We start from the raw sequence: 15654 nt of genomic DNA, 5'->3' as shown, positions 1-15654 counted from the left end.
TGTTTTTCCGGTTCCGTCGCGTTTGTTTCACATGAGCCTGCCCCTGGGCCGTTGGGGTCAGAACGGGTTTAGTCACTGAAGGCCACGAGCCCCCCGCCTCGCTCAACCGCCCCCTCAAGAAGGCCGCACATCATATTGAATGCAGCAAGCACCTGCGGATTTCCTCCCAACTCGCGCAGGTTTGCGGTGAAGGTCTCCAGCAATATCTTTACCTGCTCGGGCTTCAGCATCGAGTCCTCGAAATAGCCGAGATCGGCACCCGCCGCGCGGCCCTTGTCGAACAGAGCGGCAAGCGAACGGTGTGCGTCGAGATCAATGGAGCCGGCGAACTCCAGGGTGTCGGGGCTGAAGGGAATGGCCGAGATAGAACGGTCCGCATAGTAGATATCCAGCATATTCAATCGGCTCCGGTGCCCATACGGCCAAGATCGAAAGCATCATCTCCGATGGCGACTACTGTGGAAGATCGCGGCTCGACCAAGGTGAGAGCCGCTACTTTGTCGGTTATTTCAAGCAGTTGCAAAACCCTTACAACCGGGCCATGAAATAAATTATCTGAAGATCGCCTGTCATTAAACCGTTTCAAGGAATCCTCCATGCCCACTGTCGATAGCCTGCCTCCCTTGTCGCTGGATGGGCCGTTGTGGATTCGCCTGCGGCACCAGGAGGAATTGCGCAAGGCGATGCTTGAGCGGCGTTTCGAAGAGGTCGAGCGTCTTTTCATGAAACTGGAAGAGGCATGGTGGCAAGCTGCTGCCGTTGCGGACGACCGCTACACCTTCCTTGCAACCAGTTCCGCCCTGTTCGACAATGCGGGTGTCGATGCGGCCCTGAGGCTCGAGCTGTTGAATGAGTGGGTTCGATCCCACCCTTCCTCCTACCATGCGCATATGGTTTCCGGTGACTATTACTTCCGCCGGGCCTGCGATATCCGCACGGCGTCCTGGGCATCGCAGGTGGGGGAAGATCAGTGGATCGCCGCCCATATGGCCTGCATCAACGCAGCCGAATATCTGTTGAAGGCAATGGCGCTTTCGCAGAGGCCGGCGGTCGCCTGCGAAACCATGATGCAGATATGCCAGTATCTCGGTCAGCCGGATTTCGTCGATGCGCTGTTTGACGGCGGGCCGGTTGAAAACACCATGCAGCGGGATGAATTCGAGCCGGATATTTACGAGGCGGCTTGCGCCCAGCTTACAAGGCACGGGCTGAAACCGCCCGGCATCGCCACCGCAACGCTTCCCGCTTCCGCCCCGCCCGTACAGGAGGGAGATCTTCAAAATCCCGGCTATTACTGGCTGCGTTATTGCCTGTCGATCAAGCCCGGCTGGGTGGATGTGCTGGCGGATTACGCGCAATATCTGAGCGCGCGATGGGGCGGCTCCGAAGGTGAGGTCGAAAAATTCGCTTCCGGCCCCCTGTGCTCGCAACTGAGCGAAAAGGACCGCAACGCTGTCCGTTGGCCGGGCGTTCACGATACGCTGACAATCCCTGATTATCCCGAGCCGGGTGACGTTCGAGGCGCTGCCGCACGGCAGAAAAAATTCGAACAGTGGCTGTCGCGGGACCTTCCCGAACGGCTGCGGTTCATTGCTCTCGGCAAATATGCCAATTTCACCCATTATTCCCTGCAGGAGACAGAACTGGCGCATCAGCGCCATGTCGAATCTGTCCGTTACCTGAAGGAACCGGGAACATATCCCGGTGTGGACGGGCCGTTCCGGGACTTCACCAATCTGATGTTGATCCACCATGTCGAGGATGTGGAAGCTGCCTATGCGCGGGTGCTGCAAACCGCCGTGCGCCGTTTCGATGAACCGACGATGCTGACCATGGCGGCCTTTGCCTGGCAGTTCGGCATGTGGGGCATAGAGGCAGACCCCGTGATCGCCACACGGTTGATCGACCGGGCGGCGGCACTTGCGCCGCTTTACGAACCGGACGAATTCACGCCGATGCACGCCTGCCGGATGATATGGGACGGTGGCTTCCAGGACGAGTCCGCTTATCTCACGCGCGCCTTTGCGGAGAGACGTGTCTATGGGGCTGCGGCCAGCATGTATGATATCGTCAGGGGCACCCGGGACGATGCCAAACCGCATCTGCTTGACGAGAGCCAAGCGGACCGCTGGCTTCAGCAAGCCGTCGAGGAAGGGGAGCCGGTCGCGTTCTACAACTACGCCTGGCAACTTGAAAATGTTCAAAACACCGATCTGACAATCCGCGAGAACTTCGAACGGGTTCGCAATCTTTATATCGGGGCAATGCATGGCGGTCTGGAGCTATCCGCGATCAAAGTGGCCAGTGTCAGCCGTCGGCATGGAACGCCGGAGGAAAAGCAGCAGGCCGTCGCCGACATGAAATCCCTTGTTGGCCATGATGACGATCATCTCGCCGGCGAAGCCTATGGGCAGGTCGTCCTCGCCTATAAATACGGCGACGGTGTTCCCAAGAGCGAGTTTATCGCCATGCAGTGGTTTGATCGATACAAGGAGCTTTTCCCCGATCATTCATCGCTCGATTGGATGGAAACGCAGGTTTACGGTTCGGGCGGCTGGCAAATGGCCGGGCGGGCGATCCGCGCTTTCTTCGGCAAGAAGCTTTCCAGCGACCATCTGCCGCCGAAGTAACGATTAACGCGATTGTGTTTTTCCGGTTCTGCGGCTTTTATTTTGCAGGGTCGATGAGAGCAATGCCGAATTCCCTGTTATAACTGCGCCGCAGTTCTGCGGGCGTTTCGCGAATGACCACCTCCAGGGTAGGACGCACCACGCCCTTCAAAAAATGTCCGCCTTTTGTGGACCCGTCGGCAAAACCAAGAACCACATGCAGATGCAGATTGGGCACGCCGTTCTCGTCCAGGGTAATGTCCCCCAGCAGGCTCAGAACTTCGCTTTGATCGGTGACCGGAATTTCACTGTAGTCCTGCGTGGACAGATCAAAAAAGGCCAGTGTTGCCGTAGCGAAGGCGCCAATCGCGGTGACCGAGGCGGCGTTGATGTTTTCGGCCTTCGCAAACCGCCTGATGGCCTCGAAGGCTTCTTCCCCGGGATCGATGACGAGGATGAAGGTGCGCTCCGCGCCGCTTGCCAGCAATCTGCTTTTCATATCTTCCTCCCAAATAGAAATGCCGCCGGGAAACCGGCGGCACGGGGATGTGGTGTGTGCCTTAAGCGGCGCGACGTTCGTGACGCCCTTCCTCGACCTCTTCGACGATCTTTGCGACGAAGGCGTCGAGATCGTCAGGACTACGGGAGGTAATGATTCCCTTGTCGGTCACTACCTTTTCATCCTTCCAGTTGGCCCCGGCATTCTTGAGGTCGGTCTTGATCGACCAGTAAGAGGTGGCATCGCGGCCCCGCAGAGCGTCCGCTTCGATGAGCAGCCACGGCGCATGGCAGATGGCCGCAACCACCTTGCCGGATTTGACGAAATCTCGGACCACCCGCATCGCATCTTCGTCATGGCGCAGAATATCCGGGTTTATCTGGCCGCCGGGGAGAACCAGCGCGTCAAAATCTTCCATTTTTACGGCCTTGGCGGAAAGATCGACGGTGATGCTGTCACCCCAGTCCTTTTTGTCCCAGCTCTTGATCTCGCCCTCCTTGATGGAAGCGATCTTGACATCTGCACCCTTGGCCTTCAGCTGATCGTAGGGCACGCGCAATTCGGAACGCTCATAGCCGTCTGTTGCGAGAATGAGGATTTTTGCAGCGTTGATGGCAGTCATGTCTGTCTCCTTTGGGTTCAGTCATCCTTGTCGGAATTGATGGAGGGCAGGAAAAACTCCACGTCCTTGCGGCGCTCCGCATCGAGATTTTCGATATGCGTTTGCCAGAATCGCTCGGCTTCCGCCGGTTCATGCTCCCATTGGCGCACGAAAGTCTTGTTGTCGTCGATCATCACCTGACGCGTGCCGCCAAGCCGCAGATATTCTTCCGCAAGTATGCGCGTTTCGGTCTTTTCCATGTCGCGGCTCCTTATGGAGGAAAAGCGGGACGGAGGGACGCCGGATGGGTGAGAAGCTCGGCTGCCATTTCGTTGGCCACGGGGAGAAAACGGAAAAATCCCGGTGTTCTTCGGCACCATCGCGTCCGTTTGACACGGCGGCCCTCCTGCAGGAACAACGTGAGCTTTCCGGTATGGTTCCGCAGTTTTCCGAACGACTTTATCGGCTCGCGCAAATGAATAGTGCGCAATTTTAACCGGAACAAACCGGCGTCTGCCACTGTTTTACACCCCATGCAGGGAGGCAGCATGTCAGCCAGAAACGACGACAAATATCGCGGCGACACTGAAAACAAAGGTTTCTGGTCGATCGATTTCGGGCAGTCGCCGGTTGTCGGCACGGCCATTCACGACGGTCATTTCATCCGTTCGGATATAGCCGGCCTGATGGCTCTTTCCCCGGAACAAAGGCTGCGCGAGGAAGACCCATTCACTGGTGAGATGATCGCGGGACTGACAAACCGTCTCGTCGTGCACCATTCGCGTTTCGAAATCGATCTCAACCGTGCGGCCGATCAGGCGATCTATCTGAAGCCCGAGCAATCCTGGGGGCTGGAGGTCTGGAGCGAGGAGCCATCGCAAGAGGCGACCCGGCAATCGCTCGATTTCCATGCGGATTATTACGCGATGCTCGAGACCGTTCTCTCCGCCGTCGAACGGCATCATGGCGCTTTCGTGGTGCTGGATGTGCACAGCTATAATCATCGCCGGCAGGGCGCCAGCGAGCCGCCGACTGCCCAGGCGGAAGCGCCCGATATCAATATCGGCACGTTTTCCATGGATCGCAGCCGTTGGAACGATGTCGTCAGTGCGGTGGGGCAGCATTTCGCATCCGCGAGCATCGGCGGTCGACACCTCGATGTTCGCGAGAATGTGGCCTTTCAGGGCAAGGGGGAGCAGACCCGCTTCATTCACGAACACTTTGCGGAAAACGGCTGCGCCATCGCGATCGAATTCAAGAAATTCTTCATGGACGAATGGACGGGAGAGCCGGACCGGCGTGTGGTGTCGGATATCAGAGAGACGATCGCCGCCCTTCAGCCCGTTCTCGAAGAGTGTCTGAGGTCGCGGCGATGAGTGTTTCCTCCGCTCGCCGCGCACCTTCCCCCGTCGCCGATCTGGTGGACGATGTTGTCTCCTGCCTTGAGGCTGGCAAGGCGATCCGCCGTGATGTCGGAAAGGATGGCCGGCTGCATATCGACCGGCCGCTGCCGTTCCTGTGCCTGCACCTGACCGGTGGTACGAAAGATCTCGCTGCGCGCGATATCGCTGCCGCCCATGCATCCTATCTCATCGCTTCCACCATGCAGGAAGCCGCGCCGCTGATCGAGGCTGTGGGCGCCGCCATGCGGCAGCGCTTCGGCGCTTTCATCGTTCTCGATATCGGCGAACTCGAACACGATATCCTGCTCGCCGACGATTCCCCCTTCCTGCCGCATTACGAGGTTTCCGTTTCGGCGACTTCAGAACCGGAAACCCAGAAAGCCCGCCGTGTCTTCATCAAAGCCGTCTGTGATGCCGAAGTGCGTTTTCGCACGCCGCGTATCACCCGGCCGGAGCCGGAGGCCGACCCGGTCCTGCGGTTTCAGAATGCCGGATTGGATTTTCCCTGCATCAGCGTGCGCTTTGCGCCGATCTACCGCCAGCCGGAATCGGGTGCGGACTATCCCGGCCTGCGTGAGACGATGATCGCCGATCTTTTCGACGCGGGTTTACAGGCCTTCTCGTCATTTTCGTCCGGTATGGATGCGTTGAAGGTCACCAGCCACCGGGCGCTTGGCCGCAAGGCCTTTGTCGATGCCGTCCGGCGCGCCGACCGCTCGGTCGACGAGATCGTGTCATCCTTCGATTTTCTTCTGTCCGTCACGCCGATCAATGCCCGCCGGGCATTCGAGGAGTTTCGTGATGGCAGCTTCCAGTTTGCGCCGCGTCTGCTTTACCGCCCGCTGGGCGTCGATGTCGAGGAGCAGAAACGCAAGCTCTATTCCGTTGTTTTCGATCATCTGGAAGACCCGGTCCTCTATCATCTCTACCGGGAGAAACAGCAGGAGATCGACCTCCAGCTGACGATGCTTGCCAGTCTACACCACCGTACCTTCACCGATTTTTCGCGCGCCCTTTACGGCGCGGTCGAGCCTGCACTCCTGACGCTTGCGCTTCGGGTGCTCGAGGATTGCCCGCGCAGGCAGGAGAGCGACGAAATCGCCATGGTGGATTGTTACGCGGTCGCCAAGAAATCACGGGAGATGGTCGAGACCTATCTGGCGGAAGAACCGGAATTCAAGGCCCGCGTCGAAATCCGCGACGACCTGCCGCCCGGTCTGATGGTGACGGGCGAGAAGCTCTTGATTTCGCGCCACACGGTCATGGAGCAGCGTCGTGTAGAGGCGCTGCTCTCGCATGAAATCGGCGTGCATCTGCTCACCTATTTCAATGGCTCATCCCAGGGTCTCAGGCTCTTCCGCACTGGCCTTTCCGGTTACGAGGGCGTGCAGGAGGGGCTGGCGGTGCTGGCGGAACATCTGGCGGGTGGCATGACGCGCGAGCGCCTGCGGCTGATCGCCGGCCGCGTCGTTGGCTGCGCCGCCATGCTGGATGGTGCAACTTTCGTGGAGACCTTCCGCATCATGACCCGCGACCACGGTTTCGATGAGGCCGGCGCCTTCAACATTGTGCTGCGCATCTATCGCGGCGGTGGTCTTTCCAAGGATGCGATTTATCTGCGCGGGCTTTCCGAAGTGATGGAGCACTTACGCAGGGGCGGTGCTCTTGATCCGTTCTGGATGGGCAAGATCGCCGCTGTTCATTTCCCGGTGATGCAGGAACTGGCCCTGCGCGGCCTGCTTCGCCCGCCGGGTGTCCGACCCGCATTTCTTTTGCCCGCCAGAGCCAACGAGCGGCTCGAAAAAATACGGGCGGGATTATCCATTGCCGAACTGGCGACATTATAGGAGGGGCTTCATGCGTATCGCATTTTTCGTCAATTCCATTGAAACCGAGGGGCCGAACTACGCGACCGGCCTGCTTGCCATGGCTGCGCTCAATCGCGGCCACGAGGTGGTCTATCTGACACCCGGCGATTTCACATTGCGCTCGGATGACAGCCTGACCATTCACGCCACCGTACTGCCGAAGGGTAAAATCAAGAAAGGCGAGACGTTCCATTCCACGCTTCAGGACAAGGCGCTTGAGCGGCGGACGATGGATGTCGAGGAAATCGATGCGTTGATGCTGCGCAACGACCCCTCGCTCGACCAGACGACGCGGCCATGGGCGGTGCATGCCGGCATTCTGTTCGGGCGGCTTGCCGAACAGCGCGGCGTCGTGGTGCTGAACGATCCGGAAGGTCTGGCGCTCGCGCAGAACAAGCTCTATTTCCAGAACTTCCCCGAAATCGTCCGCCCGACCACGATCATTTCCCGCAATGTCGAGGAAATCCGTGCCTTTGCCGATGCGCATCCCAAGGGCGTCATCGTCAAGCCGCTGCAGGGCTCCGGCGGCAAGAATGTCTTCAAGATCGGCTCCAGCAAGGAGGCCAATCTTAACCAGATTTTCGAGGCGGTCAGTCTTGAGGGCTATCTGATCGCGCAGGCCTATCTGCCGGCCGCCAAAGACGGCGATATCCGCTTCTTCATGATGAATGGCCGGCCACTGACGCGTGACGGCAAATATGCCGCCCTTCGCCGCGTGCCCGCCAAGGGCGACCTGCGCTCCAATATCCATGCCCATGGCACGGCGGAAGCCGTGAAGGTGACGGATGAGATCGTGGCGCTTGCCGAAATGGTGCGGCCGAAGCTGGTGGAGGACGGCATGTTCCTCGTCGGGCTCGACATCGTTGGCGACAAGATACTGGAGGTGAACGTGTTTTCGCCGGGTGGCCTTTCCAATATCCGCGATCTCACGGAGGTGGATTTCAGCGATACGATCATCGAGGCCGTGGAAACCAAGATCGCCATGCAGAGCGCTTCCGCTGGCACGATCTCCAATCGCCTGCTGGCGACACTGTAATTATTCCCGCAGCTCGGCCGATTGCATCCCGCGATACCAGGCGACGAGGGCCTTGATGCCCTCTTCGACCGGGGTTTGCGGCACGTAACCGGTCAATGCCCTCAAAAGATCGGGCGAGGCGAAAGTGCGGGGAACATCGCCCTGCTGCATCGGCAACATGTTGCGGATCGCAAGTTTCCCGACCGCCTTTTCGATCGTTTCGACGAAGTGCATCAGCTCCACCGGCTGGCCGCCGCCGATATTGACGACACGGAACGGCGCATGGTGTGAGAGCGTGTCGGTCACGCCTTCTTGCGTCACGCGGTTTTCCTCGGAGGGGACGATGGCGCTCAGGCGAACGATGCCTTCGACCAGATCGTCGATATAGGTGAAGTCCCGGCTCATATTGCCTTGCCCGTAAATATCGATCGGCTGGCCGTTGGAGACGGCATCGACGAATTTGATCGGCGCCATGTCCGGCCGTCCCCAGGGGCCATAGACCGTGAAGAACCGGAAAGCGGTGGTGGGCAATTTGTGCAAATGCGCATAGCTGTGCGCCATCAGCTCCATCGATTTTTTGGTGGCGGCATAAAGCGTCATCGGCTCGTCGGCCTTGTCGCTTTCCGCAAAGGGGATTTTTTCATTGGCGCCGTAGATGGAGGAGGTCGATGCCAGCATCAGGTGTTTGGCGCGCAGGTTTTTCGCGAGCTCTAGCATGTTGAACGAGCCGATGAGATTGGAATCGATATAGGCCCGCGGATTTTCAAGGCTGTAACGGACGCCTGCCTGTGCCGCGAGGTGGATGATGATCTCAGGCTCGGCGGCCTCTGCCGCGCGCTTTAGCGCATCCGTATCTTCCAGCATGCCGATTTCGGCACGGAAGCCGTTGGAGCGGGAAAGAATGGCGTGGCGTTTTTCCTTGAGGCTGACATCGTAATATTTCGTCATGCCGTCGAAACCGGTCACGAAGTGGCCGGCGTCCAACAGCCGCTTGGCAACATAAAAGCCGATGAAGCCAGCCGTGCCGGTAACCAGATAACGCATGATGATTGTATCCCGAATTCGTTGGTGCGTTTGCGGCCTGACCGAAGCGCAGAAAACCTTTTAATGGAAATGGCGAAAACGAAACCTCTATGAGCCCTTGTCGGAACCGCCTTCATGCGGACGACCGACGGCGGCATAGATGAAACCATGCGCGGCGACCTCATCCGTGCGGTAGATATTGCGCAGATCCACCAGCACCGGATGTTTCATGATCGCCTTCAGCCGCGGCAGGTCGAGCGCGCGGAACTGGTTCCATTCCGTCACGATCACCACGGCGTCGGCATCTTCCGCCGCCTCGTAGGGGCCGGCCGCGTATTCGATGTCTTCCATCAGATGGCGGGCATTCACCATGCCTTCCGGGTCGTAACCGACCACTTTCGCGCCGCCGTCCTGCAGGGTCTGGATGATGGCGATGGCCGGGCTGTCGCGCATGTCGTCGGTGTTCGGCTTGAAGGTGAGGCCCAGCACGGCGATCTTCTTGCCACGCACGTCACCGCCCACCGCATTGATGACCTTGCGGCCCATGGCGCGCTTGCGGTTATCGTTGATGGCGATGGTGGTTTCGATCAGCCGCACCGGCGCGTCATAATCCTGCGCGGTCTTGGCGAGCGCCAGCGTATCCTTGGGAAAACAGGAGCCGCCATAACCGGGGCCGGCATGCAGGAATTTCGGGCCGATACGGCCATCCAGCCCGATGCCGCGCGAGACGTCCTGCACATTGGCGCCGACCTTTTCGCAGAGGTCAGCCATCTCGTTGATGAAGGTGATCTTCATCGCCAGAAAGGCGTTGGCGGCATATTTGATGAGTTCGGAAGCGCGCCTTGTGGTAAAAAGCAGCGGCGACTGGTTGAGGTAAAGCGGGCGGTAAACCTCGGTCATGACGGGGCGGGCACGCTCATCCGAAAGGCCGACGACGATGCGGTCCGGCCGCTTGAAATCCTCGATGGCAGCCCCTTCGCGCAGGAATTCCGGGTTGGACACCACGGCGAAATCGGCGGAAGGATTTTCCTCGCGGATAATGCGCTCCACCTCGTCGCCGGTGCCGACCGGAACGGTTGATTTGGTAACGATGACGGTGAATCCATCCAGCGCATGGGCGATCTCTTTCGCCGCGGCATAGACATAACCAAGATCGGCATGGCCATCGCCGCGCCGCGAGGGCGTGCCAACCGCGATGAAGACGACATCGGCATTGGCGACGGCGGCGGAAAGATCCGTCGTGAAACTCAGCCGGCCAGCCTTGGCGTTGTTGGCGACGATGGTCTCCAGCCCCGGCTCGAAGATCGGAATATGGCCGCTTTTCAAAGCCTCGATCTTCTCCGGCATCTTGTCGACACAGACCACATCGTGACCGAAATCTGCAAAACACGCGCCGGACACGAGGCCGACATAACCCGAACCGATCATCACAATCCGCATTCTTTTTCCTTTCGGTTAGCGAGGCCATGTTAACGCGGCAGCACCGGCCGGGGAAATCGGCGGGTGAAAAATCGCATGATATATTTAGCCGCCTTCATGCCCGTCGCCAAGCGCCACGATCAACACCGGCTAACCTCTTTCCATGACGGGGATGTGATGGCTGTGCGGGACAAATTTGCCGCACCTTGCAGCCATTTGCACCGGCGGCGTCCAATCCGGCAATTTTGCTTCTTTTGCGGCTTGCACTCATAGGTAGCCGGGTCTAGCCATAGGGGTGAGGATCAAATCTGCCAGACTGTCTGTCCCCTTGAGGGGCGTCCGGGTCGCGTTCCACGCGGCCGGGGGATGCTTTGCATTGCGGTCGATGTTCGGGGAAGTCAAATGCAAAAGGGTTTTCTGCTCGGTCTGTTCGCTTATGCGACCTTTTCCATGGGCGATGCCACGATCAAATCGCTTGGGTCACAGATCAGCGTTTTCGAGATCGGCTTTTTCAGCATTCTTTTCTCCGGCATCTTCATCTTCTTCAGCAAACCGCGCGAGGAGAGGTGGCGCGAATTCTGGCGCATGAGCCGGCCCTTTGCGGTGCATGGGCGTGCGATCTCCGGGCTTTTCGCCGGCATTTTCGGCATCTATGCCTTCACCACCATTCCGCTGGCGGAAGCCTATGCGCTGATCTTCCTGTCGCCGCTCTTCGTAACAGTTCTGTCCGCCGTGGTCCTGAAGGAGAGTATCGGCCCATGGCGCTGGGCGGCGGTTCTGGCCGGCATCGTCGGTGTCATCCTCGTCGTGCGGCCGGGCTTCAAGACACTGGAACTAGGGCATATCGCCGCCATCGGTGTAGCCTTCCTGGCGGCCATGACTATTGTGTTGTTGCGCTCCCTTGCGGGCAAGGAAAAGCGTACCTCCATCATGGGCGTGCTGTTGATTTACGGCCTGACTTTCAACGGCATCGCTTCCATTCCAGATTTTGTCATGCCCAACCTGCATCAGCTTCTGGCCTTCGCCTTCATCGGCCTCTGCACGGCGACGGGACAGATCACTCTTCTGGTCGCGACCCGCATCGCACCGGCGAGCCAGATCGCGCCCTCGCATTACTCGCAAATCCTCTGGGCAGTGGCGATCGGAATGACTTTCTTCCACGAGTACCCCGATGCCATCGCGGTGCTGGGTCTGGCTGTCATCGCCGGATCGGGGCTTTTGACGATGATCCGCGAAAAGGTCAGGCTCGGCACCGTGCGCTGGAACCCGTTTTTCCGCAATCGCCTTTGAATGCATCCGCCGATCGAAAACAGTGCGTCAACCGAAGCGCGGCTTGCCGCCCGGCGGTCAACTGGCCCATAAGGCGTTCATCGACAGATGAACGGAGAGCACAATGCTCGTTGATGGAAAATGGACCGCCGAATGGCATCCAGTGCAGGCAACCGACAAGAAGGGCGGCTTCGTTCGCCAGACCTCCGGTTTTCGCAACTGGGTGACGCCCGACGGTTCGGCGGGACCTGCGGGCGAGGGCGGTTTTGCGGCCGAGGCCGGTCGCTATCATCTCTATGTCGCGCTGATCTGCCCCTGGGCATCGCGCACGTTGATCGGCCGGAAGCTGAAGCGGCTTGAAGACGTGATTTCCGTTTCCGTAGTAGAGCCGGCGCTTTCCGACGAGGGCTGGAAATTCGGCGACTATCCGGGTTCGGATCGCGACGGGCTGAATGGCTTTACCTATATGCATGAGGCCTATACCAGCGCCGATCCGCATTATACCGGCCGCGCCACCGTGCCGGTTCTGTGGGACAGGAAGACAAAAACCATCGTCAATAACGAATCTGCCGATATTCTGCGCATGCTGAATTCCGGTTTCGGTGATCTCGCCGATAACGCGATTGACCTTTATCCCGAGGCGCTGCGCGACGAGATCGACGCCCTCAACGATCATATCTATCCCCGCCTCAATAACGGCGTCTACAGAACCGGTTTTGCCACCACACAAGTAGCCTATGAGGAGGCCTTCGCCGAAGTCTTCGCGACGCTCGATGAGCTTGAGACGCGGCTGGCGACCGACGGGCCTTTCCTGTTCGGCGATCATCTGACCGAGACGGATGTCCGGCTTTTCGTAACGCTGGTGCGTTTCGATGCTGCCTATTACGGCTTGTTCAAATGTAATCTTCGCCGCATCGTCGATTATCCCGCGTTGCAGGCCTATATGATGCGGGTGCTGACTGTTCCGGGTGTGCGGGACACGGTCAATATCGATCACATCAAGCGCGGTTATTATTCGATCAAGGCGCTCAATCCGACCCGGATCGTACCCGTTGGTCCCGACCTTCCGGGACTGGATGACGTCTCCATCCGCTCTGCGAACTGAGCCGGTGACGGCCTAGACCGGCTTGCCGACCTGATCGAGCAGCCATGCCTGAAAGGCGCGGGCAAGCGCGTTGTCCTGACGTCCTTCCGGCAGGGCGACATAATAGCTCTTGTCGGTTTGCAGGGGGATGTCGAACACGATTTCGAGGCGGCCGGAGGCAAGCTCCGCCTCGATGAGATATCTGGGCAGGAGGGCGAAACCGATGCCGCTTGCCGCAGCCTCGATGATCATCGAAAACTGGTCGAAACGGCTGCCCTGATAGGCATTTTCGGCCGTCACGCCGTTCATTTCCAGCCATTCCGTCCAGAGTTTCGGCCGCGTCGTGACATGCAGCAACGGTTGCCCGGCCAGATCCTGCGTCCGGTTCACGCCAGCGCGGCGGAGCAGGGTAGGGCTCGCGACAGGCACGATCACCTCGTTGCATAAGAACGTGCAGGTGCCGTGTGCCCAGATTGGCTGGCCATAATGGATGGCGAGATCGAAGCCTTCCTCGTCAAAATCGAAGGGATGCGAGCGCGAGCCGATCGTGATCGTCATATCAGGGTTGGCATCGATGAAGCGGGAGAGGCGCGGCATCAGCCAGCGGCTGCCAAAGGTTGGCAGTGTCGCAACGGAAAGGGATGCATGGGAGGTCCCGGCAGAAACCGCCCGCACCATCAACTGTTCGGATTGCTGCAACAGGCGCCGCACATCGGGCAGGAACTTGCGCCCCGCTTCCGAAAGCACGACCCGCCGGCGGATGCGCTCGAAGAGCTGCATTCCCGTCTGCGCCTCCAGCTCACCGATCTGCCGGCTGACAGCGCTCTGTGTGAGGTTGAGTTCTTCCGCCGCGCGGGTAAAATTGCCGTGCCTTGCCGCGCATTCAAACGCCTGCAGGGTGACGATATCGGGAACCAGTCTTCTGCGCGGATCCATTCCATTCTCGCATCAACTTACCCGCTTTCCTCATTGGAAAAGGGTTGTTATGCCCATATATGATTACGGGAAAGAATGGAACGGTGTTTTCGGCGTTGCCGGGCCCAGTTTCAAAGAACGAATGAAAAATTCGGGGAAAGATGAGTGACGGGAGTTGAAAGCGCCGTATCCAAACGGCCTTTCCTCCCCTTTCAACCAAAAGGACGATGGATATGGATGCGATGACGAAGCTTGATGTGAAACAGGAAGCCGCGGCTCTGCTCGACAAGATGGGTGTTGCCCGCGATCTTTATATCGGCGGCGACATGGCATCCTTCAGCCCTGTCACGGGTGAGCAGATCGCCAGCCTCAAGACCGTGTCGGTAGAGGGTGTCGCAGCCGTGGTCGACAAGGCTGATGCGGCCTTCAGGACCTGGCGTAACGTGCCGGCGCCCCGTCGTGGTGAGTTGATCCGCCTGCTGGGCGAAGAACTGCGCGCCTTCAAGACCGATCTCGGCCGTCTCGTGTCGCTGGAGGCGGGCAAGATCCCGTCCGAAGGCCTCGGTGAAGTGCAGGAGATGATCGATATTTGCGATTTCGCCGTCGGTCTGTCCCGCCAGCTTTACGGCCTCACCATCGCCACCGAACGTCCCGGCCACCGCATGATGGAAACCTGGCATCCGCTTGGCGTCGTCGGTGTCATCTCGGCCTTCAATTTCCCCGTCGCCGTCTGGTCGTGGAATGCCGCACTTGCCCTCGTCTGCGGTAATTCGGTGGTCTGGAAGCCTTCGGAGAAGACCCCACTTACCGCCCTTGCCGTGCAGGGCATCTTCGAGCGCGCCGCCGCCCGCTTCGGCGATGCGCCGGAAGGTCTGTCGCAACTGCTGATCGGTGATCGCGCCGTGGGTGAAGCCATGGTGGACAATGCCAAGGTGCCGCTCGTCTCCGCCACCGGTTCCACCCGCATGGGCCGTGATGTCGGCCCGCGCCTGGCCAAGCGTTTCGCCCGCGCCATTCTGGAACTCGGGGGCAACAATGCCGGCATCGTCTGCCCGTCTGCCGATCTCGACATGGCGCTGCGCGCCATCGCCTTCGGCGCCATGGGCACCGCCGGCCAGCGCTGCACCACGCTTCGCCGCCTTTTCGTGCATGACAGCGTTTATGAAGAACTCGTGCCACGCCTGAAAAAGGCTTACGCCTCCGTTTCCGTCGGCAATCCGCTGGAGAGCTCCGCACTCGTCGGCCCGCTGGTCGACAAGGCGGCCTTTGACGGCATGCAAAAGGCGCTCGAAGCTGCCAAGGCGGCAGGTGGCGTGGTGAACGGCGGCGGTCGTGTTGATACGGGTGCGGCAGATGCCTATTATGTGAAGCCGGCACTGGTCGAAATGCCGAAGCAGGTCGGCCCTGTTCTGGAAGAAACCTTCGCGCCGATCCTCTATGTCATGAAATATAGCGATCTCGATCAGGCGATCGACGCCCATAACGCCGTTGCCGCTGGTCTTTCCTCATCGATTTTCACCCGCGACATGCAGGAATCGGAACGGTTCCTGTCGTCGGAGGGCTCGGATTGCGGCATCGCCAACGTCAATATCGGCACATCGGGTGCTGAAATCGGCGGCGCCTTCGGCGGTGAAAAGGAAACCGGTGGTGGCCGTGAATCCGGTTCGGATTCCTGGAAGGCCTATATGCGCCGGGCGACCAACACCATCAACTATTCCAAGGCGCTGCCGCTGGCGCAGGGCGTTTCCTTCGATATCGAATAAGCCGATCATATCCCGATTGATGCATATGCTGGCGCCTTGTGCGCCGGCGTTTTCGTTGGGGGCTGAAAATAAGCCGCCGCCAATATTTGCGGAAAAGCCCGATGGCGGCGGAATTTTATTCCCGCGATATCAGTCATATTGAATTATTGTCTCTCTATCGTTTTTATTGAAAACCCTAGCATTGCT

General features: G+C 59.2%; 16 protein-coding genes. 8 read left to right on the top strand and 8 right to left on the bottom strand.

What is annotated here, in order from left to right; genetic code table 11:
• Nucleotides 1-68 precede the first annotated feature (68 nt).
• Together O8B93_RS17280 and O8B93_RS17275 are read right to left on the bottom strand one after the other, a co-directional pair.
• On the bottom strand, nt 69-395 hold the full coding sequence (locus O8B93_RS17280; protein ID WP_269711149.1) for a hypothetical protein: 327 nt from the start codon (nt 393-395) through the stop codon (nt 69-71).
• A 2-nt stretch (nt 396-397) separates the two neighbouring features.
• Nucleotides 398-586, bottom strand: coding sequence for a hypothetical protein (locus O8B93_RS17275; protein ID WP_269711148.1), 189 nt, complete (start codon nt 584-586; stop codon nt 398-400).
• A gap of 10 nt (nt 587-596) precedes the next feature.
• Between O8B93_RS17275 and O8B93_RS17270 the strand changes: the two genes are divergently transcribed.
• On the top strand, nt 597-2630 hold the full coding sequence (locus O8B93_RS17270) for a DUF4034 domain-containing protein (protein ID WP_269711147.1): 2034 nt from the start codon (nt 597-599) through the stop codon (nt 2628-2630).
• A gap of 37 nt (nt 2631-2667) precedes the next feature.
• Here the strand turns inward: O8B93_RS17270 and O8B93_RS17265 are convergent, their stop codons facing one another.
• The 3 genes from O8B93_RS17265 to O8B93_RS17255 all read right to left on the bottom strand — a co-directional run bounded on the left by O8B93_RS17265 (nt 2668) and on the right by O8B93_RS17255 (nt 3969).
• Complete coding sequence (locus tag O8B93_RS17265; protein WP_269711146.1) at nt 2668-3108, bottom strand: PPC domain-containing DNA-binding protein; 441 nt, start codon at nt 3106-3108, stop codon at nt 2668-2670.
• Nucleotides 3109-3169: 61 nt separating this feature from the next.
• Complete coding sequence (locus O8B93_RS17260) at nt 3170-3730, bottom strand: type 1 glutamine amidotransferase domain-containing protein (protein WP_269711145.1); 561 nt, start codon at nt 3728-3730, stop codon at nt 3170-3172.
• A gap of 17 nt (nt 3731-3747) precedes the next feature.
• Nucleotides 3748-3969, bottom strand: coding sequence for a hypothetical protein (locus tag O8B93_RS17255; RefSeq protein ID WP_269711144.1), 222 nt, complete (start codon nt 3967-3969; stop codon nt 3748-3750).
• Nucleotides 3970-4013: 44 nt separating this feature from the next.
• Between O8B93_RS17255 and O8B93_RS17250 the strand changes: the two genes are divergently transcribed.
• From O8B93_RS17250 to O8B93_RS17235, 4 genes are read left to right on the top strand one after another with little or no spacing between them, the layout of a single operon-like run.
• Complete coding sequence (locus O8B93_RS17250; protein ID WP_269711143.1) at nt 4014-4205, top strand: hypothetical protein; 192 nt, start codon at nt 4014-4016, stop codon at nt 4203-4205.
• A gap of 52 nt (nt 4206-4257) precedes the next feature.
• A complete protein-coding gene (locus O8B93_RS17245; protein ID WP_269711142.1) occupies nt 4258-5085 on the top strand; it encodes an N-formylglutamate amidohydrolase in 828 nt (275 codons plus the stop codon).
• Entirely contained in the window at nt 5082-6959 is a 1878-nt protein-coding gene (locus O8B93_RS17240) for a flavohemoglobin expression-modulating QEGLA motif protein (protein WP_269711141.1), read from the top strand. The genes O8B93_RS17245 and O8B93_RS17240 overlap by 4 nt, the downstream gene beginning before the upstream one ends.
• Nucleotides 6960-6969: 10 nt before the next feature.
• Entirely contained in the window at nt 6970-8016 is a 1047-nt protein-coding gene (locus O8B93_RS17235) for a glutathione synthase (RefSeq protein WP_269711140.1), read from the top strand.
• Here O8B93_RS17235 and O8B93_RS17230 read toward each other — a convergent pair whose 3' ends face one another.
• Nucleotides 8017-9039 carry an NAD-dependent epimerase gene (locus O8B93_RS17230; protein ID WP_269711139.1) on the bottom strand — a complete coding sequence of 341 codons (1023 nt, stop codon included), beginning with the start codon at nt 9037-9039 and terminating at the stop codon, nt 8017-8019.
• 87 nt (nt 9040-9126) lie between these two features.
• Nucleotides 9127-10458, bottom strand: coding sequence for a UDP-glucose dehydrogenase family protein (locus tag O8B93_RS17225; RefSeq protein ID WP_269711138.1), 1332 nt, complete (start codon nt 10456-10458; stop codon nt 9127-9129).
• A gap of 381 nt (nt 10459-10839) precedes the next feature.
• Here O8B93_RS17225 and O8B93_RS17220 point away from each other — a divergent pair, with 381 nt between their 5' ends.
• Together O8B93_RS17220 and O8B93_RS17215 are read left to right on the top strand one after the other, a co-directional pair.
• Nucleotides 10840-11727, top strand: coding sequence for a DMT family transporter (locus tag O8B93_RS17220; protein ID WP_269711137.1), 888 nt, complete (start codon nt 10840-10842; stop codon nt 11725-11727).
• A 103-nt stretch (nt 11728-11830) separates the two neighbouring features.
• Nucleotides 11831-12811 carry a glutathione S-transferase family protein gene (locus O8B93_RS17215; protein WP_269711136.1) on the top strand — a complete coding sequence of 327 codons (981 nt, stop codon included), beginning with the start codon at nt 11831-11833 and terminating at the stop codon, nt 12809-12811.
• A 12-nt stretch (nt 12812-12823) separates the two neighbouring features.
• Here the strand turns inward: O8B93_RS17215 and O8B93_RS17210 are convergent, their stop codons facing one another.
• Nucleotides 12824-13726 carry a LysR family transcriptional regulator gene (locus tag O8B93_RS17210; RefSeq protein ID WP_269711135.1) on the bottom strand — a complete coding sequence of 301 codons (903 nt, stop codon included), beginning with the start codon at nt 13724-13726 and terminating at the stop codon, nt 12824-12826.
• A gap of 212 nt (nt 13727-13938) precedes the next feature.
• Here O8B93_RS17210 and amaB point away from each other — a divergent pair, with 212 nt between their 5' ends.
• Complete coding sequence (gene amaB, locus O8B93_RS17205) at nt 13939-15468, top strand: L-piperidine-6-carboxylate dehydrogenase (RefSeq protein ID WP_269711134.1); 1530 nt, start codon at nt 13939-13941, stop codon at nt 15466-15468.
• Nucleotides 15469-15654: the final 186 nt, after the last annotated feature.

Origin of the sequence: Martinezella rhizogenes (assembly GCF_027460065.1) — a bacterium.
GTDB classification, from domain to species: domain Bacteria; phylum Pseudomonadota; class Alphaproteobacteria; order Rhizobiales; family Rhizobiaceae; genus Agrobacterium; species Agrobacterium rhizogenes_C.
The sequence above is the reverse complement of the archived record's forward strand: the minus strand, read 5'-3'. Positions and strand labels throughout refer to the sequence as shown.